The 22,499-nt window shown below is 69.0% G+C and carries 14 protein-coding genes, 2 pseudogenes and 1 riboswitch; of the genes and pseudogenes, 1 reads left to right on the top strand and 15 read right to left on the bottom strand.

From position 1 onward, the window contains the following. From L1066_RS01885 to L1066_RS01815, 15 genes and pseudogenes are all read right to left on the bottom strand, one after another. Positions 1–722, bottom strand: a pseudogene (locus tag L1066_RS01885) (ECF transporter S component). 71 nt (positions 723–793) lie between these two features. Next, positions 794–2,392: an ABC transporter ATP-binding protein gene (locus L1066_RS01880; RefSeq protein WP_235734673.1), complete on the bottom strand. Its 1,599-nt coding sequence runs from the start codon at positions 2,390–2,392 to the stop codon at positions 794–796. After that, positions 2,389–3,504 carry an energy-coupling factor transporter transmembrane component T family protein gene (locus L1066_RS01875; protein ID WP_235734671.1) on the bottom strand — a complete coding sequence of 372 codons (1,116 nt, stop codon included), beginning with the start codon at positions 3,502–3,504 and terminating at the stop codon, positions 2,389–2,391. Before L1066_RS01875 ends, L1066_RS01880 begins: the two co-directional genes overlap by 4 nt. Further along, on the bottom strand, positions 3,501–4,403 hold the full coding sequence (locus L1066_RS01870; protein ID WP_235734669.1) for a hypothetical protein: 903 nt from the start codon (positions 4,401–4,403) through the stop codon (positions 3,501–3,503). Before L1066_RS01870 ends, L1066_RS01875 begins: the two co-directional genes overlap by 4 nt. Beyond that, on the bottom strand, positions 4,400–6,031 hold the full coding sequence (locus tag L1066_RS01865) for a prenyltransferase/squalene oxidase repeat-containing protein (protein WP_235734666.1): 1,632 nt from the start codon (positions 6,029–6,031) through the stop codon (positions 4,400–4,402). Before L1066_RS01865 ends, L1066_RS01870 begins: the two co-directional genes overlap by 4 nt. A gap of 70 nt (positions 6,032–6,101) precedes the next feature. Next, positions 6,102–6,250: riboswitch (cobalamin riboswitch) on the bottom strand. A gap of 90 nt (positions 6,251–6,340) precedes the next feature. Then, positions 6,341–7,837, bottom strand: a complete 1,497-nt coding sequence (gene gatB, locus L1066_RS01860) for an Asp-tRNA(Asn)/Glu-tRNA(Gln) amidotransferase subunit GatB (RefSeq protein ID WP_235734665.1) — start codon at positions 7,835–7,837, stop codon at positions 6,341–6,343. Then, a complete protein-coding gene (gene gatA / locus L1066_RS01855) occupies positions 7,834–9,393 on the bottom strand; it encodes an Asp-tRNA(Asn)/Glu-tRNA(Gln) amidotransferase subunit GatA (protein ID WP_235734664.1) in 1,560 nt (519 codons plus the stop codon). Before gatA ends, gatB begins: the two co-directional genes overlap by 4 nt. Continuing rightward, positions 9,390–9,716 carry an Asp-tRNA(Asn)/Glu-tRNA(Gln) amidotransferase subunit GatC gene (gene gatC, locus L1066_RS01850; RefSeq protein WP_235734663.1) on the bottom strand — a complete coding sequence of 109 codons (327 nt, stop codon included), beginning with the start codon at positions 9,714–9,716 and terminating at the stop codon, positions 9,390–9,392. Before gatC ends, gatA begins: the two co-directional genes overlap by 4 nt. A gap of 102 nt (positions 9,717–9,818) precedes the next feature. Continuing rightward, positions 9,819–11,926: pseudogene (ligA, locus tag L1066_RS01845) on the bottom strand (NAD-dependent DNA ligase LigA). A 91-nt stretch (positions 11,927–12,017) separates the two neighbouring features. Further along, positions 12,018–15,386 carry a pyruvate carboxylase gene (locus L1066_RS01840; protein WP_235734662.1) on the bottom strand — a complete coding sequence of 1,123 codons (3,369 nt, stop codon included), beginning with the start codon at positions 15,384–15,386 and terminating at the stop codon, positions 12,018–12,020. Between the two features lie 35 nt (positions 15,387–15,421). Beyond that, complete coding sequence (locus L1066_RS01835; protein WP_235734661.1) at positions 15,422–15,817, bottom strand: cupin domain-containing protein; 396 nt, start codon at positions 15,815–15,817, stop codon at positions 15,422–15,424. 22 nt (positions 15,818–15,839) lie between these two features. Beyond that, positions 15,840–16,598, bottom strand: coding sequence for an HpcH/HpaI aldolase family protein (locus tag L1066_RS01830; RefSeq protein WP_235734660.1), 759 nt, complete (start codon positions 16,596–16,598; stop codon positions 15,840–15,842). Continuing rightward, positions 16,595–17,758 carry an amidohydrolase/deacetylase family metallohydrolase gene (locus L1066_RS01825; RefSeq protein WP_235734659.1) on the bottom strand — a complete coding sequence of 388 codons (1,164 nt, stop codon included), beginning with the start codon at positions 17,756–17,758 and terminating at the stop codon, positions 16,595–16,597. The genes L1066_RS01830 and L1066_RS01825 overlap by 4 nt, the downstream gene beginning before the upstream one ends. A 63-nt stretch (positions 17,759–17,821) precedes the next feature. Continuing rightward, positions 17,822–18,439, bottom strand: coding sequence for a fumarylacetoacetate hydrolase family protein (locus L1066_RS01820; protein WP_235734658.1), 618 nt, complete (start codon positions 18,437–18,439; stop codon positions 17,822–17,824). 416 nt (positions 18,440–18,855) lie between these two features. Further along, positions 18,856–21,084: a cytochrome P450/oxidoreductase gene (locus tag L1066_RS01815; RefSeq protein ID WP_235734657.1), complete on the bottom strand. Its 2,229-nt coding sequence runs from the start codon at positions 21,082–21,084 to the stop codon at positions 18,856–18,858. 227 nt (positions 21,085–21,311) lie between these two features. Between L1066_RS01815 and L1066_RS01810 the strand changes: the two genes are divergently transcribed. Next, positions 21,312–22,421 (top strand): NDMA-dependent alcohol dehydrogenase, encoded by a 1,110-nt coding sequence (locus L1066_RS01810; RefSeq protein WP_235734656.1) that lies wholly within the window; start codon positions 21,312–21,314, stop codon positions 22,419–22,421. The last annotated feature ends 78 nt before the right edge of the window (positions 22,422–22,499 follow it).

The following is a 22,499-nucleotide window of genomic DNA, read 5'->3' as shown; positions in this document are numbered from 1 at the left end:
TCATCCGCTGCGGTGGATGACGGCTCGGCGGGCGGCGCGGCGCAGGGTGGCGAGGATGGCAGGGCCGAGAAGGGCGATGGCGACCACATTGGTCACGGCGCGTCCCAGGTCCCAGCCCATGGAGGTCACCACCACGTAGAGGCCGAACCGGTGCAGGTTGTCGAGCAGGGACGCCCCAGCGACATAGGAGAGTTGCGTCTGCTCGTATCCCGGCACCTCGACGCCGAGCAGGAACGGCCAGCCCGAGAGGTTCATGAACAGCCCGTAGAGGAACGCCGACAGCGCCCCGTAGACACACAGCATCACGATCTCTCGGCGCCCCGACACTCGCTTCGGCAGCAAACCTGCACCGAGGCCGACCCAGCCGGCGACGAGCATCTGGAAGGGCAGCCACGGACCCACACCAGCAGTCACCAGCGCCGAGACGAACAGCGACAACGTGCCCAGCACGAAGCCGAATCCAGCACCGAAGACCCTCGCGCCCAAGATGAGCAGGAAGAAGACCAGCTCGATGCCCGCCGTCCCGGCGCTGATGCCGCGCAGCACGCCGTTGATCGCTGCCAGCACCCCGAGGATCGCAAGGACCCGGGCGTCCATCCCGCCCTCGCTCATCTCTGCCAGCACCACCATGAGCATGAGCGGCAGCAACAGCATGAAAAGGAACGGCGGGTCGACCCGCTCCCCGCCCCCACGTCGAGCAGCAGCGGCCAGCAGAGCATCATCAGGCCCGCGAACGACGTCACGGCCAAGACAGCAGCGGTACGCCGCCCCACCGGAAGCGCGTTGACCGTGCTCACCGGGTCGCCCCCAGCGCCCGCGCGACCTCGTCGACCCGCAGCCATTGCGGTCCGAGCACCTTCATGACCTGCGGAGCGAAGGCCGGCGACTCGGCGACCACGCGGCGTACCGGGCCTGACGAGACGACCTCGCCCTCGGCGATCACGATCACCTCGTCGGCAACCCGGGCCACGAACTCGACGTCGTGGGTGGCCACCAGGACCGCGCGCCCCTCCTCGGCCAGGCCGACGAGCATCTCGGCCAGAGCCGCCTTCGCCGGGTAGTCCAACCCGCGCGTCGGCTCGTCGAGCAGCAGCACCGGCGGCCGTGCGGTGAGGACGATGGAGACGGCCAGCGCCAATCGCTGTCCCTCGGACAGGTCCCGCGGGTGCGTCTCTTCGCGAATACCGGGCGCCATCCGTTCCAGGAGCGCGCGGCAGGTGCCCGTCTCGGCACCGGCGGACTGGTCAGCGGCCGCGCACTCCTCGGCCACCGTCTCCAGGTAGAGCAGGTCGACGGCGGTCTGCGGCACCATCCCGGCCAGTTCACGCCGTTGCTCACGCTTCGTCGTGTGGGGATCGGCGCCGCCCACGCTCAGGCGTCCGGCGTCACGTGCGAGCCGCCCCTGGAGCGTCCACAACAAGGTGGACTTGCCGGCTCCGTTGCGACCCATGAGGGCCGTGATCCGGCCGGCATGCAACTGCATGGACACACCACGCAGGACGACTCGCTTGCCGTGGGTGACCACGAGCTCCGTCGCTGCCACCCGCGTGTCGCCCGCCGGCCTGTCGGCGACCACCTCGGGGCCGGCCTCGAGCGCCGGCTTGAGCGACGACGTACGACGACGGGCATCTCGCACGCTCAACGGCAGCGGTTCCCACCCGGCCAAGCGGCCGAGTTCGACGAGTGGTGGGGCGATCGGCGAATCGGCCAGCACGATGGATGGTTCGTCCACCTGCAACGAGCCGTCCGGGCGCAACAGGCACATCCGGTCGGCGAACGGCACCACCCGCTCCAGCCGGTGCTCGGCGACGAGCACCGACATGCCGAGGTCGTGCACCAGGCGGGTGATCGTGGCGAGCACGTCCTCGGCGGCGGTCGGATCGAGTGCCGAAGTGGGCTCGTCGAGCACCAGCAACCGTGGGTGCATCGTGAGCACCGAACCGATCGCGACACGCTGCTGCTGGCCGCCCGACAACGTGCGCAGGTCACGGTGCCTCAGGTCGGCGATGCCGAGCAGGTCGAGGGTCTCCTCCACCCGCCGACGCATGGTCTCCGCGGGCAGCCCCAGCTGCTCCATGCCGTACGCGAGCTCCTCCTCGACGGTGTCGGTGACGAACCATGCGGCGGGGTTCTGCCCCACGTATCCGATCGAGTGCGCCCGCTCACGGGCCGGTCGCTCGATGATGCTCTCGCCGTCGAGCAACACGTCACCGCTGAGGGTGCCGCCGGTGTAGCCGGGCACCAGGCCGGCGACGACACCGAGCAACGTCGACTTGCCGACGCCGGTGGGGCCGGCGAGCAGCATCAGCTCGCCCTCCTCGACCGTGAGGTCGATGCCGTCCAGCACGGTCCGGTCGTCGTAGCCGAACCGAACGCCACGCAACTCGATCATGACTCCACCATCTCCTCATCGCGTGCCTGACTCGTCACCGGCGGCGGTGCGACGAACAACGGCACCACGCCCAGGAGTACGCCGATCAGGGCCGCCGCGCTCACCGGCGGCACCTCCGACACGGCGGGCATCGCCACGGCCCACTGCTCGGTGTTGACCCACCACAGGACCACCCCCGCCGCGACTCCGGACAGCGCCACGGCCACCTCGGCCGACTGCCACCGATCCGGCCGGTAGCGGGTGCGCTGGACCCGGCGCCCTGCGAGCACGAAGCCGATCAGCGCAAGCGCGATGCCGGCGAACATCATCGGTGTGCCCAACCACAACGACGTGGTGCCGTCGAGGAAGCCGTAGACGCCGATGCACACCCCCATCAGGCCGAGCAGCATCACGGCGCCGGTCAACCGCCGCTGACCCGCTGGCGCCTCGCCGGGGCGGCCGTAACCCCGTGAGTCCATCCCGGCAGCCAAGGAGAGCGAGCGCTCGAAGGCGTCCTCGAGGACCGGCACGATCAGGCGGCGGAGCCCGCGGATCCTCCCGGGCGGACCACCACGCAACTCCTGGGCGTGCTTCACCCGCACCGCGCTGTCCGCCAACTGGGGCAGCACGGTGACCGCCACCACGAGTGCGGTGCCGATCTCGTAGAGGGCGGGCGGCAGCGACTTCATCAGCCGCTTCGGGTTGGCCAGGGCGTTCGCTGCTCCGACCGCCACCACGATGGCGCCGAGACGCATGCCGTCGTACAACCCCGCCAGCACCGCTTCGCGAGTGATCGGTCCCAACAGGCTGATGCCGGCGGCCCAGTCGGGTAGCGGGATCTCCGGCAGGTCGAGCCACACGTGCCCACCCGCGCCGCTGCCGAGCACGACCCGGAAGAACACCCGAGTGATGACGATGACCAGCCCGAGGATCAGATAGAACTTGAAGGCTCTCGCCCACATGCCATCACCACGGCAGGCGAGCACCACGACCGTGATGACCACGACGAGCAACCCGATCAGGAACGGGTTGGTCGTGAAGGTCGCCGCAGCGGCCAACCCGATCGCCCACACCCACCATGCCCCGGGGTGCAGCTCTCGGGCCAGCCGGACACGTGCGGAGCCGCCGCTCACCCCAGCCGTCGCCGTACGACGACTGCGGCACCGGCGGCCACGATCACGACCACTGCCACGAACGGAATCCACATGGGCAACCCGTCGTCGGCACCACCGTCGTCAGCGTTCTCGACGGTGCCACTCTCCGGCGGCCCCTCGGTGATGTCGTCGACGGTGGGAAGGTCGGTGCTGCTGTCGTCGCTCGGGCTCGCGGACTCCGAGGAGTCCGTGGCCTCGTCGCTCGGACTCTCGGAAGCAGACGGACTCCCTGAGGGTCCCGTCGACTCCGACTTCTCCGCGTCGCTGCTGGACGGTGCCGACGTCGGCGTGCTCGTCGGCGAGGCCGGACGTGTCGTCGGCTTCTTGGTCGGCTTGGTCGTGGGGTTGGTCGTCGGCTTCTTGGTCGGCTTCGGACTCTCGGGCGTGCTGCGCCGAGGCGCTACGTCGGGCGCCTCTGCGCGACCGCCTCCCTGGTGCCAAGCGAAGGCAACGAAGCTGCCGTTGGGCACCTTCAGCTGATTGACCCCGCGGGTCGCGTAGGTCCAGGTGCCGCTGGTGCCGTCGGAGTACCAGAGCCCCCAGTAGGCGTCCGCTGGCGGAGTGTTCCCACAGACCGACCCGGTGGGCAACCCGGCCACCCGGCAGACGAAACCGTTGGCGGGATCGTCACGCACGAAGGAGAGCGTGAAGTTGGCCTCCGCGAAGGCGGCGCTGGCGCTCTTGCCACCCGAGCCGTTGGCGCATCCTGCTTGGATTCCGCCGAGTTCGTTGTAGTCGACGACCACCGTCACACCGCTGTTCCCGGTGCAGGCCGCAGCAGCTGCAGGCTGGGTGAGGCCACCGGGCAGCACGACCCAGGCCGTCGCGGTGAGCAGCACCGCGACGGCTGGACCGAGCATCGAACGTAGACGGTTCATCGCACCTTGAACTTGGTTGCGCCCTTGCGGTTGGCGAACTGCCCGACCGCCTTGACCTTGGCGTTGCCGGTCTTCTTGCCGACCTTGAACTTGGCCTTGAAGACGCCCTTGGCATTGGCCTTGCCCGCCGCGACCTTCTTGCCACGCAGCGCGACCTTGACCTTCTCGCCGGCGACGAGTCCCTTGACCGTGATCTTGTTCTTCTTGGTCTTCTTGACCTTCTTCTTCGCCGCCTGCACCTTGAGCTTCGCCTTGCCGAGCACCGAGACGGTGGTCTGCGCGGTCGCGTCGCCGGCGGTCACCAGGGTCAGCGTGCGGACGCCCGTGCCCGCCTTGGCCGTCACGGTGGCGCTGCCGGAGCCGGTCACCACGACTGCTGCCTTGCCGCCGGTGAGGCAGGCACGCTCGCCAGCCGCGAGACCGGTGACGGTCACCTTGGTGGCGGAACCCGCCTGGATGAAGCCCGCCTTGCCCTTCACCGCGAGGTCACCCACGGCGGCCGGAGTGAGTGTCAGCACCGGAAGTGCCTGAGCAGCGGCGCGGACGAAGACGCCCCTTTCCAGATCGCCGATTCCGTCCTTCGCAGCAGCGGCTGCATCGGCGTCGTTGTAGGCGATCGCGCCGGCATCTGCACCGATACCGGCTTCACATGTCGTGAGGCCGGTCAGCTGGTGAGCGCGCACCCACGCGGCAGCATCCGTCGCAGCCTCGGTCTCGCCGAGCGCAGCCAGCGCCGAGCCGGCCAGCCCGGTCGAGTTCGAGTTGGACTCCTCGGTGCTGGTGCCGCCGCCGAAGGAGCCGTCTGCCTTCTGGATGTCGAGCAGGTAGTCGGTGCCATCGGCGAGGGCGGCCTCGACCTCGGCGTCCGGGGTCTCGATCGAGCTCAGGGCCACCAGCGCGTTGGAGGTTGCGTCGGGGTCGGCATCGGCATCGTCGGTGCACCCGGCGTCTGCACCGTTGAAGTTGAGCCGGAACCCACCGTTGTCGCACTGCTGGAGCACGAGGAACTCGGTCACCGCGTCGGCCACGGCGGCAGACGCGTCATCACCGGCGCCCTGGAGGCCACGCACCGCGAAGCTCTGCCCGATCACGTTTGCGTAGTCGCCGAAGAAGCTGTCGTCCTCGATGCGACCGCTCGGGGTGACGAGCTCCTCCAGCCGATCCACCAGATCGACTCCACCGAAGCTCGTGGGATCGCCACCGAGCTCGACAGCAGCAGTCAGTGTCTTGGCCGTCGCGCCGGAGTAGTAACCGACCTGCTGGAAGTCGTAGGGCTCCTGCCAGTCGTACTCATCCCCCTGGATGTACTTTCCGGCTTCCACCTCACCGGCCACCGCGTCGAGGATCTCGGTGACGGTGTCGCCCTGTCCGCCGACAGCATTGAGCGCGAAGGCAACGTCGAGGGACAACCCCTGGTCGACGCCTTCGAAGACCTCGCCGTCGTACTCGTTCTTGACGTTGATCAAGCCGTCCACGGGCTGCGTAGCGAGCCACGTGGCACCGGTCGCAGCCGGCTGGGGATCAGGCTCGGCCTGCGCTGCTCCCATGGGGAGCGCAACAGTGAGCCCGGCGGCAAGCACACCAGCTCCGGCCAGGCCGATGGCCCGACGTACATGCATCGTCTTCATGATTTCCTTCCCGCTGTGACGAACGGGAAGGGCCTCGGGGCTCCCACCCGCTGCATTCCGCGACAGCGCTGATAAAGGTGCATCGCTGGCAGGTGCTCCGGCTCGTCCCCCGCCCGAACGGGAGAATCACGGCTGCGGGTCAGCGCCGGAGTCGCACCGGCTTCCCCACCACACGACGTGGTTTCAAGTTGTACGTCGACCGTGGGCACGGCGACGCTTCACGGTACACCGGAGGACCGGCGCGCCTCGAAATGACCAGCACCCGGTCCCGCAGTCGCGGACCGGGTGCTGGCGGGATCGTGCAGTGACTCAGGTGAGCTTCTCGAGCACCAGTTCGCGCACCCGACCGGCGTCAGCCTGTCCGCGCATCTCCTTCATCACCGCGCCGATGAGGGCACCGGCTGCAGCCACCTTGCCGTCACGGATCTTGTCGGCGATGTCGGGGTTCTCGGCGATGGCCTTGTCGACGGCCGCCGAGAGTGCACCCTCGTCGGAGACGATCTCGAGTCCACGGGCCGCGACGATCTCCTCGGGCGTGCCTTCACCTGCGAGCAGGCCGTCGAAGACCTGCCGGGCCAGCTTGTCGTTGATCGTGCCGCCGTCGACGAGCTTCTGCACCTGGGCCACCTGCGCCGGGGTGACGCCGAGCTCGGCGACCTCGACACCCGTCTCGTTGGCACGGCGGGCCAACTCGGTGAGCCACCACTTGCGGGCGGCCTGGGGAGCGATGCCCTCCGCGATGGTCTGCTCGACCAGGTCGAATGCTCCAGCGCCCACCGTGTCGCGCATCTCCATGTCGGAGAAGCCCCACTCGGCCTGCAGCCGCGCCCGGCGCAGCCACGGGAACTCAGGGAGGGTGGCCCGCAACTCCTCGACCCATGCGCGCGTCGGGGCCACCGGCACCAGGTCGGGCTCGGGGAAGTACCGATAGTCGTCGGCGTCGGACTTGGGGCGACCGCTGGTGGTGACAGAGGTGTCCTCGTGCCAGTGCCTGGTCTCCTGGAGGATCTTCTCGCCGCCGCCCAGCACCAGGGCGTGGCGGCGCATCTCATAGCCCACGGCCCGCTCGACTGAACGCAGCGAGTTCACGTTCTTGGTCTCGGTACGGGTACCGAGCGTGCCCGAACCCTTCGGCGAGAGCGACAGGTTGACGTCGGCGCGGATCGAGCCCTGGTCCATCCGGGCGTCCGAGACACCGAGCGCGACGATCAGCTCACGGACCGCCGCCACGTAGGCCTTGGCCACCTCCGGTGCCTTGGCGCCCGCCCCGAGGATCGGCTTGGTGACGATCTCGATCAGGGGGATGCCGGCTCGGTTGTAGTCGATCAGGGAGTAGTCGGCGCCCTGGATCCGGCCGGTTGAGCCCCCAACGTGGGTGGCCTTGCCGGTGTCCTCCTCCATGTGCGCTCGCTCGATCTCGACGCGGAAGGTCTCGCCGTCCACGTCCACGTCGAGGTAGCCCTCGAACGCGATCGGCTCGTCGTACTGCGAGGTCTGGAAGTTCTTCGGCATGTCGGGGTAGAAGTAGTTCTTCCGGGCGAAACGGCACCACTCCGCGATCTCGCAGTTGAGCGCCAGGCCGATCCGGATCGCCGCTTCGATGGCCCGGCCATTGACCACCGGCATCGCTCCGGGCAGGCCCAGGCAGACCGGGCACACCTGGGTGTTCGGCTCGCCGCCGAACTCGGTCGGACAGCCACAGAACATCTTGGAGTTCGTGTTCAGCTCGACGTGGATCTCCAGACCCATCGCCGGGTCGTAGCTCTCGAGAACCGCCTCGAAGGACGGCAGGGTCGCGTTGCTCATCGGGCCACCTCCACGGTGCCGGCGGCCTCGAGCCGCGCGTCGAGATCGTCGAGACCGAGGAACGGGCCTCCACGTTGTTGGGCACCCAGCGCCTCGACGGCCGCGCCCACCCGGTAGAGCCGGTCGTCGGCCATCGCGGGTGCCAGGATCTGGAAGCCGACGGGGAGGCCGTCCTCCTCGGCCACGCCGACGGGCACCGAGATGCCCGGGACGCCCGCCAGGTTGGCAGGGATGGTGGCCAGATCGCCCTGGTACATCGCCAACGGGTCGTCGAGCTTCTCGCCCAGGGCCCACGCGGTGGTCGGAGCAGTCGGCGACACGAGCACGTCGACCTGTTCGAAGGCGGCGTCGAAGTCGCGCTGGATCAGCGTGCGAACCTTCTGTGCCTGACCGTAGTAGGCGTCGTAGTAGCCGCTCGACAGGGCGTAGGTCCCGAGGATGATGCGGCGCTTGACCTCGTCACCGAAACCGGCGTCGCGGCTGGCCCGCATGACCTCCTCGGCGCTCGGCGCCTCGACGCCCTCGGGCAGCACCCGCAGGCCGAATCGCATCGCGTCGAACTTGGCGAGGTTGGAGGACGCCTCGCTCGGCATGATCAGGTAGTAGGCGCCCAGCGCGTGCACGAAGTTGGGGCACGACACCTCGATGACCTCGGCTCCCGCCGAGACGAGCTGGTCGACGGTCTCGCGGAACCTCGCCTCGACACCGGCCTGGTAGCCCTCGCCGGAGAGCTCCTTGATGACGCCGACGCGCAGCCCCTTCATGTCACCGGCCGCGCCCTGACGGGCAGCGGCGACGACATCGGGCACCGGTGCGTCGATGCTCGTGGAGTCGAGTGGGTCGTGACCGGCGACCAGCTCGTGCAGCAGCGCTGCGTCGAGCACCGTACGGGTCACGGGGCCGACCTGGTCGAGTGAGTTGGCCATGGCCACGAGGCCGTAGCGCGAGAACGCACCGTATGTGGGCTTCACGCCGACGGTGCCGGTCACCGCTCCGGGCTGCCGGATCGAGCCGCCCGTGTCGGTGCCGAGCGCAAGCGGAGCCTCGAACGCTGCAACGGCAGCGGCCGAGCCGCCGCCGGAGCCGCCGGGGATCCGGTCGAGGTTCCACGGATTGCGCGTCGGACCGTAGGCCGAGTGCTCGCTGGAGGACCCCATCGCGAACTCGTCCATGTTGGTCTTGCCCAGGATCGGCAGGCCCGCCGCCTTGAGCTTCGTGACCACCGTGGCGTCGTACGGCGGGATCCAGCCGTCGAGGATCCTGGAGCCGCAGGTGGTGGGTTGGCCCACCGTGGTGAGCACGTCCTTCACCGCGATCGGGACGCCGTCGAGCGCGCTCAGCGGCTTGCCCTCGGCGCGGCGCGCGTCGGAGGCGGCCGCCTCGGCCAGCGCTCCGTCGGAGTCGACGTGCAGGAAGGCGTGCACGCCGGACTCGGCGGTGCCGTCAACGGCAGCGATCCGGTCGAGGTGAGCCCGGGTCAGCTCGACGGAGGTCACCTCGCCAGCAGCGAGCGCGTCGGCCAGTTCGGCCGCGGTCCTGGTCAGCCACTCGCTCACTGCTCGTCCCCCAGGATCCGCGGCACGCTGAACCGCTGGTTCTCGCTCTCCGGTGCCATCGCCAACGCCTGCTCCGCCGTCAGGCCGGGCGTGACGACGTCTTCACGGAAGACGTTGGTCAGCGGCAGCGGGTGGGAGGTGGCGGGCACGTCGTCACCCGCGACCGCGCCGATCGAGCGCACGGAGTCGAGGATGAGCGACAGTTGCGGGGCAAGGTGGTCGAGTTCGGCATCGGAGAGTTCGATCCGCGCGAGGTTGGCCAAGTGGGCCACCTCGTCGCGGGTGATCTCTGCCGACGCGCCGATCGCAGAGTTCTCGGGCATGGTCCGAATCCTAGTTGGGACCACCGCCAACCGACCGCGCGGCCACCTCCCGGGGACGGAGTCGGCACGACCTGAGGTCAGCGTCGGTGACCGACCAGCCGATCACGCCAAGGCATCGGGCCCACCGGCGAGCAGCGCCTCGAACCCGGCCTCGTCGAGGATGGTGAGCCCGAGCTCCTCCGCCTTTGCGGCCTTGGACCCGGCGCTCTCCCCCACCACGACGAAGTCCGTCTTCTTCGAGACCGATCCCGAGGCCTTGCCGCCACGGGCGATGATCGCCTCCTTGACCGAGTCACGGGTGTAGTTGACCAGTGAGCCGGTCACCACGACGGTGAGCCCCTCGAGGGTGCGCGGGACCTCCTCGTCGCGCTCGTCCTCCATGCGTACGCCGGCCGCGGCCCACTTGTCGATGATCGCTCGGTGCCAACTGGCGCCAGCCTCCTCGTCGTCGAACCAACGACGGACCGAGGCGGCGATCGTCGGCCCCACTCCTTCGACGTCGGCCAGGGCGGCCTCGTCGGCATCGGCGATCGCGGTCATCGAGCCGAAGGCCGTGGCAAGTGCTCGGGCAGCGGTCGGACCGACGTGGCGGATCGACAGCGCGACCACCACCCTCCACAGCGGCACGTCCTTGCGCTCCTGGAGGTTGCCCAGCAGCTTCTCACCGTTGGCGGTCAGCTGCAGGCCCTCCTCCCCTTCTTGGGGGCACGGGTGAACAACGACGTGCGCAACAACTTGTCGATGTCGAGGTCGAAGAGATCCCCCTCGTCGACCAGCACGTCGGGACCGGCGTCCAGCAGGGCCGCGGCCGCCTCCGAGCCCAAGCCCTCGATGTCGAAGGCGCCGCGGCCGGCCACGTGGAAGACCCGCTCCAGCAGCTGGGCCGGGCACGAGCGGTGGTTGGGGCACCGTCGGTCCTTGTCGCCCTCCTTCTGCTCCACCAGCTCGGTGCCGCAGGCGGGGCACGTGGTTGGCGGCACCCACTCCTCGAGGCCATCGGGGCGCAGTGCGGGCACCGCCCCGAGGATCTCCGGGATGACGTCGCCCGCCTTGCGCAGGATCACCGTGTCACCTGGACGCACGTCCTTGCGCTTCACCTCGTAGAAGTTGTGCAGGGTGGCCCGCTCCACCGTCGAGCCGGCCACCTTCGTGGGCTCCATCACCCCGAACGGCGTCACCCGCCCGGTGCGTCCGGTGTTGACCTCGATCGCCAGCAGCTTGGCGTTGACCTCCTCGGGCGGATACTTCCAGGCGATGGCCCAGCGCGGCGCGCGACTGGTGGAGCCGAGCCGGCGCTGGTCGGCGACCGAATCGACCTTGATCACGACACCGTCGATCTCGTGCTCGACCGAGCGTCGGTGCTCGCCGTTGTAGGCGATGAACTCACGCACTGCGGTCAGGTCGGGCAACACCTTGACCCGGTCGGAGGTGGGCAGGCCCCAGGCACGGAGTGCGTCGTAGGCCGTGGACTGCGACGACGGCTCGAAGCCTCGACGCGCGCCGATGCCGTGGCAGACCATGCCGAGAGCCCGGGTGGCGGTGACCTTGGGGTTCTTCTGGCGCAACGAGCCGGCGGCGGCGTTGCGGGGGTTGGCGAACGCCGGCTTGCCGGCGTCACGCATCGATTCGTTGAGGCGCTCGAAGGCCTCCACCGGCAAGAACACCTCACCGCGCACCTCGACCAGCTCCGGCACCGGGAACTCCTCGGTGCCGGTGAGCCGGTGCGGGATGCTCGCGATGGTGCGCACGTTGGGAGTGACGTCTTCGCCCGTGGTGCCGTCACCGCGGGTGAGGGCTCTCACCAGGCGACCGCCCTCGTAGAGCAGGTTGATCGCCAACCCGTCGACCTTCAGCTCGCACAGCAGCGGTGGTGCCTCGACACCGTCGCGTCCCAAGCGGGCGTACCAGACGTCCAGCTCCTCGTCGGAGAAGGCATTGTCGAGGCTCTCCATGCGCTGGAGGTGGTCGACCGGGGTGAAGTCGGTGGAGACCCCGCCCCCGACCTTCTGCGTGGGCGAGTCGGGCGTGCGGAGCTCCGGGAACTCCTCCTCCAGCGACTCCAGCTCGCGCATCCGCACGTCGAAGTCGGCATCGGAGAGGGTCGGGTCGTCGAGCACGTAGTAGCGCCAGCGGGCCTCTTCCACCTCCTCAACCAGGAGGTGGTGACGGTCCTTGGCCTCAGGAGTGGCGGGAACGACCTCGTTGCTCATGGGGTCAATCTTGCCGTGCCGCCCCGACAGGCCCCCGGGCCCCTCGGGCCGCACCGCGGCCGGAGCCCCTGCGGGCCCGTGCGTCACTCGATCACCAGGAGGAGGTCGCCTCCTCGACGCCCTGCGGCCCCGCGACCGGGACCCGCTGCACCACTCCGGCAACCGGTGCGGTGATCTGGGCCTCCATCTTCATCGCCTCGATCGTCGCGACAACGTCATGCGCCTCCACGTGGGAACCTTCCGAAACAAGGACGGTGACGACGCCGGCGTACGGCGCAGCCACCTGTCCGGGCCGGGAGGTGTCGGCGCGTTCCCGGGCCGGCGTCTCCGACGCGATGGAGCGGTCTCGCACGGTGATCGGTCGCAGCTGTCCGTTGATGGTGCACATCACGGTCCGGAAGCCGCGTTCGTCGGCCTCGCTGATGGACTCCAAGGTGATCAGGAGTGTCTTGCCGGCTTCGAGCTCGACCACGTGCTCGTGCCCGGGACGCAGTCCGTAGAGGTACTCCAACGTGGGCAGCAGTGTCAGCGCACCGTACTGCTCCACGCTCTCCCGGTAGGTCGCAGACGGACCGGGGAAGAGCAGCCGGTCCAGCGTGCCACGGGGCGACGCGGCGAGGTCGGCCTCATCAACCGCCGACAGCGTCACGGCTGCCCGACGTGGTTCACGTCCGGCGAGCGCCCGGGTCCGGAACGGCTCCGGCCAGCCACCGGGCGGGGTCCCCAGCTCCCCGGCGAGGAAGCCGACGACCGAGTCGGGGATGTCGTGCTTCTCCGGCTCCCGGGCGAAGTCCGACGGGTCGACGCCGCTGCCCACCAGGTGCAGGGCGAGATCGCCCACGACCTTGGAGGTCGGCGTCACCTTGATGATGTTTCCGAGGATCTGGTTGGCGGCTGCGTACGTCGTCTCGACCTCCTCGAACCTCTCGCCCAGTCCGAGCGCGATCGCCTGCTGCCGGAGATTGGAGAGTTGCCCGCCCGGGATCTCGTGGGTGTAGACCCGCCCGGTCGGAGCCGGGAGTCCCGACTCGAACGGCGCGTACGTTCGGCGCATCGCCTCCCAGTAGGGCTCGAGCGCGCAGACCGCGTCCAGATCGAGTCCCGTCTCCCGGGCAGCGTGGTCCGTCCCGGCCACCAGTCCCGACAACGAGGGCTGCGAGGTGTTGCCGGCCATCGGCGCGCTCGCTGCGTCGACGGCGTCGACACCGGCGACGATGGCTGCCAGCAGGGTTCCCGACTGGCCCCCGGCCGTGTCATGGGTGTGCAGGTGCACGGGGAGCTCGAACTCCTCCCGCAGCGCCAGCACCAGCCGCCGTGCCGCGGGGCCACGGAGCAACCCCGCCATGTCCTTGATCGCCAGCACGTGCGCGCCGGCAGCAACGATCCGCTCCGCCAGCCGAAGGTAGTAGTCGAGGGTGTATGTCTCCTCCGCCGGATCGTTGAGGTCGCCGGTGTAGCACAGCGCCACCTCGGCCACGGCGGTTCCGGTCCGGAGCACCGCGTCGATCGCGGGACGCATCTGCTCCACGTCGTTGAGCGCGTCGAAGATCCGGAAGACATCGATGCCCGAGCGGGTCGCCTCGGCGACGAAGGCGTCGGTCACGGCCACGGGGTAGGGCGTGTACCCGACCGTGTTGCGACCACGGAGCAGCATCTGCAGGCAGACGTTCGGAATCGCCTCACGGAGACCCTCGAGTCGCTGCCACGGATCCTCGGCCAGGAAGCGGAGTGCCACGTCGTGCGTGGCACCTCCCCAGGCCTCCACGCTGAGCAGCTGAGGAGTGAGCCGAGCGACATGGCCAGCCACGTCGAGCAGGTCGCGGCTACGGACCCGCGTGGCAAGGAGTGACTGGTGAGCGTCGCGGAAGGTGGTGTCGGTGACCCCGACCGTGTCCTGTTCCCTCAGGTGCCGCGCGAACCCTTCGGGACCGAGGCGGCCGAGCAGCTGCCGCGAACCCTCCGGTGGCGTCGACGTCAGGTCGACGGGAGGCAACTTGGCCGCCGCCGGCACCGTCACCGGAGCGACGCCGTACGGCTGGTTCACGGTCACGTCCGCCAGCCACGCGAGCAACTTGGTTGCTCGGTCCGCGCTGGAGCGTGCCGTGAGCAGGTGCGGGTGGTCCTCGATGAAGGAGGTGGTCAGTCGGCCGGCGACGAAGTCCGGCTCGTCCAGCACCGCCTGGAGGAACGAGATGTTGGTGGCCACGCCACGGATCCGGAACTCGGCGATGGCACGGCGGGCCCGGGTCACCGCCGTGTGGAAGTCGCGCCCCCGGCAGGTCAGCTTCGTGAGCATCGAGTCGAAGTGGGCACTCACGTCGGCGCCGGTGTAGGCGGTGCCGCCGTCGAGCCGGACCCCGGATCCACCGGGCGAACGGTAGGCGGTGATGCGCCCCGTGTCGGGCCGGAACCCGTTGGCGGGATCCTCCGTGGTGATCCGGCACTGAAGGGCAGCGCCACGCACCAGGATCCGCTCCTGGGCAAGCCCGAGATCGGCCAGTGTCGCCCCGGCCGCGATCCGTAGTTGCGCCCGGACCAGGTCCACGTCGGTGACCTCCTCGGTCACCGTGTGCTCGACCTGGATCCGTGGGTTCATCTCGATGAACGCATAGGAACCGTCCGGTCCGAGGAGGAACTCGACGGTTCCTGCGTTGACGTAGCCGATGGCGCGGGCGAAGGTGACCGCGTCGGCGCACATCCGGTCACGGAGCTCGGGGTCCAGCCCGGGAGCTGGCGCGATCTCGACGACCTTCTGGTGACGCCGTTGGACCGAGCAGTCGCGTTCGAAGAGATGGATCACCTCACCGTCGGCGTCCGCCAAGACCTGGACCTCGATGTGCCGGGGGTCCGCCATTGCCTGCTCGACGAAGACCGTGGGGTCACCGAACGCCGCCTCGGCTTCCCGCATGCAGGTGGCGATCGCGTCGGCGAGTGCTGCGGGCTCATCCACCCGTCGCATGCCCCGGCCACCACCGCCTGCGACCGCCTTGACGAAGACCGGGAACGGCAACGCGGCGGCGGCGCGGAACAGCTGTTCCGGGTCGGCAGACGGCGGCACGCTCGCCAGCACCGGGATGCCGGCACTCCGCGCAGCCTCGACCGCCCGTGCCTTGTTTCCGGTGAGGGCAAGGACCTCTGCGTCGGGCCCGACGAAGGTGATTCCCTCCTTCGCACAGGCCGCGGCGAGATCCGGGTTCTCGGACGCGAACCCGTAGCCGGGGTAGACGGCGTCCGCGCCGGCCCGCAGTGCGGCTTGGACCACCAGTTCAGGATCCAGGTATGCCCGCACCGGGTGCCCGGGCTCACCGATCTGGTAGGCCTCGTCAGCCTTCAGCCGGTGCTCGCTGTTGCGGTCCTCCCACGGGAAGACGGCCACCGTGCGCACGCCGAGCTCACACGCCGCCCGGAAGGCTCGTACGGCGATCTCACCGCGGTTGGCGACCAGGACCTTGTGGAACATCGGCGCATCTCCTCGGACGTGTCGTGGGCCTGCGGTCACGCAGGATCTGTGGGAGGGGTCAGTGGCCCCTCGAGCTTCGCCAGCAGGTCGGCGCGCGGCGGCGTGAAGAAGTCGATGTTGATGCAGGGGCCCTGGGTCGGCTCCACGTAGTGCTCCGCTCCCCTGGGCACCAGGAGGAAGGAACCCGGCCCCATCTCGTTGGGCGTCCCATCGACGTAGTAGTTGCACCGGCCCTGCGCGATGAAGACCAACTGGTCGAAGTCCTCATGGCGGTGCGGGTTCAAGGTCATCCCGACCTCCAGCTCGTGGTGGGCGATCATCACCTCGTCGGTGGAGAAGATCCGCCGTCGTACCCCTGGCCGCACCTCCCGCTGGGGGATGTCGTCCCAGTTGACGACCTTGCCGAACAGGTGGGGGTTGAGCGTGCTCATGGCTCCTCCAAGTGGTGGTTGGTCAATCGATGTGTGGCGCAGTGAGCTCGTGCAGCGCGGTGGCCAACAGCTGGAGGTCGGAACCGATCACGACATATCCCGCGCCGTCCAGCGCCGCGGCGTCCGCACTGCTCGCGGCCCAGCCGCCGAAGTTGACTCCGGCGCGCTCGGCAGCGCGACGGATCTCCCCCACCGCGCGGTCGAGCTGCTCTCGATCCGGAAGTCCCAGGTGGACCGCCAGGTCCGTGACCCCCACGAACGCGACGTCGAGGCCGGTCAGGACCTTGCTCAGGTCGCCCTCGACATCGGACTCGATCTGTCCCACCAGCACCGGAGGAGACTCCTGTTCCCGCTCCAGGTAGTCCGCGAGCGCGGTCCGGCCGAACCCCGCAGCCCGGTTGGCGAGGCTGACCGACCGTTCGCCGCGCGGCGCGTGATGACAGGCATTCTGCAAGGTCCTGGCCTCTTCGTGGGAGCGCAGCGAGGACAGTTGGATGCCCGCCGCGCCGTTCTCCAGCAGCCGCGCGACCAGACCGTGGTCCACCGAGGGCAGCCGGACCAGTGCCGGGAACCCGACACCATCGGCATGACGGACCAGTCCGATGGCATCGTGCTCCCCCAACGTGGAGTGCTCGAGATCGACGACGACGAAGTCCAGCCCAGTCGCAGCGGCAACCTCGATGACGTCCGCCGAAGGCAGCTTCACGAAGGTGCCGCGCAGCTGCTCTCCCGCCGCCAACCCCGCGCGCAGCCTCGCGCGTGCCTGGTGCACGGAGGTCACGCCGAAGCTGCCCCGCGCCACGGGGTGGTCTCGACGAACGCGCCACGGTGCAGGACCGTGGTCGGCTCCAGTCGCGGAGCGGTGATCTGGTTCCCGGAGGCATCGGGGAGCACGACCTCGGCGGTCTCGGTCAGCACCGTCACGTGTGCCGGCCCGCCCACCACCAAGCGGCCATAGCCTTCGCCCGCGAGTCCGAGGAGCTCGGCCGGGACCACGGTCGCCCGTCGGATGCACTCCTCCAACGGGGCTCCGAGAGCGAGCAGCTTGGAAATGCTGGTGGTCAGGTCGAAGACGGGGCCGTGCCAGTTCCGTGCACTGGTGTCGGAGCTCAGGAGGTCAGGCAGGAAGCCGTCCGCGATGGCGCGTCGTGCCACCTCGAAACTCAGGTTGCTGCGACCGTGCGCGGAGTCGAAGAGAACACCGCGTTCCCGTGCCTCCATCACCTCGGGCAGCACCCGATCACCATCCAGGATGCCGTGCGGCTTGCCGGTGTAGCAGTGGGCGACGATGTCACCGGGACGCAGGTACTCGAGCACCGCCGGCAACGGCTCCTCGGTCTCACCGATGTGCATCATCAGCGGCAGCCCTGCTTGCTCGGCAAGGTCGATCGACTTCTTGAGCAACGTCCTCCACCGCGGACCGACGACGTCCTCGGAGAGCCGAATCTTGAAGCCACGCACGACGTCCGGGTTGGCCTCCGCCGTGGCGAGCGCGTCCTCGACGTTCAGGGTGTCGGGGTTGAGCAACTCCCCGAACCGGAAATCGATCAGGCCGAGGACCGACACGTTGAGGAAGTTCACCACCCGCATCTGGTTGCCCTCGACGGTCAGCTTGCGGAAGGCGTCGAAGGTGGATGCTCCCGCCGTGCCCGCGTCCGCGACTGCGACGACGCCGCGACGCAGATGGGCCTCGTCGGCCGGGGCACCGACCTTCGAGACGTGCTGGAAGATGTGGCTGTGTCCCTCGACCAGGCCCGGAACGACCAAGGATCCGGCACAGTCGACGACGGTGGCGCCGTGGCTGGCCAGGTCGGGCCCGATCGCTGCGATCTGCTCCCCGCTGACGGCGACGTCGCAGCGCTGGTTGAGACCCGAGGCCGGGTCGAGCACGGTGCCGGCGGCAAGCACGAGGTCGTACTGCGGATGGTTCGAGACGGTCATGTCGACTCCTTGGTCGGCCAAAGGTGAGGATGGGTACGCCGACGCCCGGACGTCGGCGGCGGATCAGGTGTGACCGTCGACCACTGTGGTGATCAGCGGCAGCAGTGGACCGATCTCGATGCGGATGCGGTCGCCGGGGACCAGGAAGCATCCGCGGTCCTGTCCGGTGCCCGCCGGCGTCCCGGTGAGGACGACGTCACCAGGACGCAGAGGGGTGTGTCGGGAGATGCGGGCGAGGAGCTCCGGCACCTGGAAGATGAAGCCGGCGCTCGTGTCGTCCTGCTGCAGCTCGTCGTTGACCCAGGACCGGACCGGGATGTCGTCACGTTGCGCGAACTCGTCGACGGTGCACACCGAGGGGCCGAGCGGCTTGAATCCTGGGAAGCTCTTCGCCAGCACAGGAGTTGCGGTCGCCCGCATCACGTCACGGGCCGTCATGTCGTTGGCCGATGTGATGCCGGCGATGCAGTCCCACACCTGACTCTCCGAGGCCCGGTAGAGCGGCCGGCCGATCACGAGCGCGATCTCGGCCTCGTAGTCCATCTCCTCGGTCACTCCTGCGGGCACCGCGACTCGAGCGCCGGGGGCCGCAACGGAAGTCGGTGCCGCCAGGAAGAGGATCGGGTCCGTCGGCAGGTCCCGGCCGGCACGAGCCGCCTTGGAGCGGTAGTTGAGGCCCACCCCCAGAGCGCGCCCGGAGTGCCCAGCGGCGCAACCATCTCGGCGCCGGCGAGCGGGACTCGCGAACGCACCGAGGCAGTGGCCAGCGGGGCGAAGGAACCGGCGTCCGCCAACACCGCACCGAGGTGTGGGAACGGCGTGTCCAGCAACGCGACCTCGTCGGATTCGAGGCGGCCGATACCGGCGTCAGTCGTCACCAGGTGCATGTGACGTATCTTCTAATGCGAGATGATGTCTTGTCAACTGAAACGCTTGGCCGTGTTCAAAGGGGCCCAAACAACGTCCGTCATGCCACCTCTTCACGTCACGATCAGGCTTCTGACCTGCGCAAATGAAAGACGCGGCAACACCGTTTCGGTGTTGCCGCGTCCGTCGTTCACCGCGCGCCAACCATGGGCGCCGGGCCGTCCCAATGATCAGAGATCAAGCACGATCCGGTCCGTGGCGGACCTGCTGACGCAGATCATCATCGAGGTGCCGCGGGCGCGCTCCTCCTCCGTCAGGACCTCGTCGCGATGCTCGGGCCTGCCAGCCAGGACCCGCGTCTCGCAGGAACCACAGAAGCCCTTCTCGCAGTCATAGTTGAGACCGGGAAGCTCCTCACGCACCACTTCGATCAGGCGCTTGTCGACAGGTACGTCGAGCACCTTGCGCGTTCGGGCGAGCTCCACCTTGAACGGACGGTTGTCGTCCGTCGAGGCCAATCGCGCCTCCATCTCGTCGCTCGCCGCAAAGCGTTCGACGTGCAACTGCGACCGGCGCCCCAGTTGGTCGCACACCTCCTGCACGGCATTGATCATCGCGCTGGGACCACAACAGTAGATCGCGGTCCCCGGCCCCGCTCGACCGATGATCGCCTCGAGGTCGGGCACCCCTCGCTCGTCCTGGGGAACCAGGTCCACCTCCACGCCGGGCAGGTCGCCGAAGCGGTCGGCAAAGGCCATCGAGCCCCGCGAGCGGCCGCCGTACACGACGATGCTCTGCTTGCCGCGCCCCGATGCCGCGCGCGCCATGGCCAACAGCGGCGTCACGCCGATGCCACCGGCCAGGAAGAGATAGTCCTCGGCATCGACGAGCGGGAAGTGGTTGCGCGGGCCGCGGACGGTCAGTCGGGTCCCGGGCGCGGCGATCTCGTGCATTTCGACCGACCCACCCCGACCGGCCTGCTCCCGCAGCACGGCGACCTCGTAGACCCCGCGATCCCCCGGTACGCCACACAGCGAGTACTGGCGCAGCCGCCCCGACGGCAGGCGGAACTCCAGGTGCGCGCCAGGCGACCATGCGGGCAGCACCGAGCCGTCGGCCGCTGCCACCGCGACGCTGATCACGTCGTCGGCCTGGTCGCACACCTCTTCGACCACCACCTCGAAGGTGTCCGCAACGTGCTCGGAGGCAGCGGTGAACTGCTGGACCTGGGTCCCGACGCGGGGGCCTGGCGTGAAGGTTGCCGGGATGACGTCCCAGCCCATGTGATTGCCGCGGGACGGGTACCCCACCAGTCCGCTGCGATCCACCCGGTAGTCGGGCAACCTGGTCAGCACCTGCTGGATCATCTCCTGGAACATGGCCCGAGCCAGGTGGGAGCCCGGGCACCGGTGCGTCCCGATCCCGAAGGTCAGGTGGCGACTCGCGTCGCGGTCCAGCTGGACCTGCTCCGGGCTGGGGAAGACCGCCGGGTCGTGATTGGCTGCGAACCACGGAACCAGCACGCGTTCGCCAGCACTGACCGGGCAACCGCCGATCTCGGTGTCGGCCGTGGCGGTGCGGGCCATTGCGGTGACGGACCCGTAGCGCCGGAGGAACTCGTCAGTGCCGTCGATCAGGAGGTCCGGCGCCTGGATCAGCTGCTCACGCATCTCCGGGTGCTCGTCCAGATGGACGAGCACGGACCCGGTGAGCGACGTGGTGGTGTCGACGCCGCCGGAGATGGCGATCCCGATGACGGACAGCAGCTCGGCGTCGGTGAACAGCGAGCCGTCCGCCTTGCGCTGCTGGAGCAGGAGCGAGATCGTGTCGTCCCCCGGCGTCGCGCGGCGCTCGGCGAGCAGTTCCGCGATCCGCTGCTCCATGTAGATGGCGCCTTCGATGGCGCGCCGTTGGCGCTCGCTTCCGGGCTCCGAGGTGAAGGTGTCATGGATCGGTCGGCCGATCCGCAGCCAGTCCTCCTCCGGGAATCCCAGCCAGTCGAGGGTCACCGCGCTCGGCAGCGGATTGGCGAGATCGCGCACCAGGTCCGCGCTGCCCGTCTCGATGAACTCGTCGACGATCCGGGATGCGTGGCGGGCGATCATCGGCCGCAGCTCGTCGACCGCGGCCGGAGCCAGGATCAGGTCGAGCAGCTTGCGGTACTCGACGTTGTCCGGCGGATCCATCTCCAGCGGGAACTGCAGGTTCTCACCGAAGTTCCCACTGGGGATCACGATCGCGGTGCCCACCAGGCCGGCCTTGGCGCGGGTGGACGAGAAGAGTTCGTCGTTGCGCGCCACGCGGAAGACGTCGGCGTACCTGGTCAGGTAGACGTAGCCGTTCTCCTCGTGCACGTCCGAACGGCCGACTGGGCACTTGTCACGGAAGGCCGCGTAGTAGCCGACGATGTCGTCGCGACATTCGGCGGAATGATGGTCGAAAGTCTCGTAATCTGGCATGAATCGTCCTCTGGAGAAGAAAATCAAACTGACGTCCAGGACTGCCCGATCACGCTAACCCGTCTCGCAAGGTGAGTCAACGTCTCGCATTGCGCAAAGCTTGGACCTGCCCTACTGTCGCTTCACGCCTGTGCGCGCACTAGCCACGCACGGGAGCAGAGTCGGCTCGACGCCCGGCAGTGGCCGCGTCCTGCCGTCATTCCTCAACCGATGGGAGCAGGCAACAGATGCGAACACGTGGCGCGATCGTCCGAAGCGCACCGGGGCCCTACGAGGTCGTCGACCTCGAGGTCAGTGACCCGGCCGAGGGCGAGATCCAAGTCAAGATGGTGGCTGCGGGGCTGTGCCACTCCGACGACCACATCGCAGTGGGCGACTCACCGGTCGCGATCTATCCGTTCGCCCTCGGCCACGAAGGCGCGGGAGTGGTCACCAAGGTCGGCCCCTCGGTGTCGGGCCTGGCCGAAGGCGATCACGTGGTTCTCTCCTTCCTCCCCGCGTGCGGACGCTGCCGCTGGTGCGCCAGCGGCATGCAGAACCTCTGCGACGAGGGCGGCAAGGTCTGGATGGCGCCGGAGCGGCCCCGCGTCCACTTGGCCGACGGCGGTCAGCCCGTCGGCCAGATGTGCGGCGTCTCGGCCTTCATGGAGACCACCACGGTCTCCGCGGCTTCCGCAGTGAAGGTGCCGCACGACATCCCTCTCGACAAGGCCTGCCTCGTCGGTTGCGGTGTCGCCACTGGTTGGGGTGCCGCAGTGAACTCCGCAGCAGTCCGCCCGGGCCACGTGGTGATCGTGATGGGTGTGGGCGGGATCGGCATCCACGCCGTCCAGGGCGCCCTCCATGCGGGCGCCGGTGCCGTGATCGCCGTGGACCCGGTGGAGTTCAAGAGGGAGCAGGCCAAGCTCATGGGCGCCACCCATGCCTTCGCCGACATGGCGGAGGCAGCTGAAGTTGCCCGTCAGCTGACGAACGGTCAAGGCGCCGACTCCACCGTGGTCACCGTGGGGATCGTGGAGTCCCACCACGTGGGCGACGCGTTCGCAGCGATCCGCAAGGGCGGAACGGCTGTCGTGACCGGCTTGGGCAACAGCGCCAACAGCGGTATCCCGGTCAACCTGGCCGAACTCACGCTCTACCAGAAGCGGATCCAGGGCTCACTCTTCGGGCAGTGCAACCCGACGTGGGACATCCTGAACCTGATCGACCTCTACCGGGCGGGGAACCTGCGGCTCGACGAGCTGATCACCCGGACCTACACGCTCGACGAGATCGGGCAGGGGTTCGCCGACATGCATGCCGGGATCAACACCCGCGGCGTCGTTCTCTTCGACTGAAGCACCACGCCGGGAGCCGCCACGATCACCAGATCGCGGCGGCTCCTCGCACGTGGTGCTCAGGGACCGTTCGCCACG

The sequence above is a fragment of the Nocardioides alcanivorans genome, from assembly GCF_021555175.1.
Classification (GTDB): Bacteria; Actinomycetota; Actinomycetes; order Propionibacteriales; family Nocardioidaceae; genus Nocardioides; species Nocardioides alcanivorans.
Note: the sequence above shows the minus strand (reverse complement) of the source record. Positions and strands in the feature narration are given on the sequence as shown.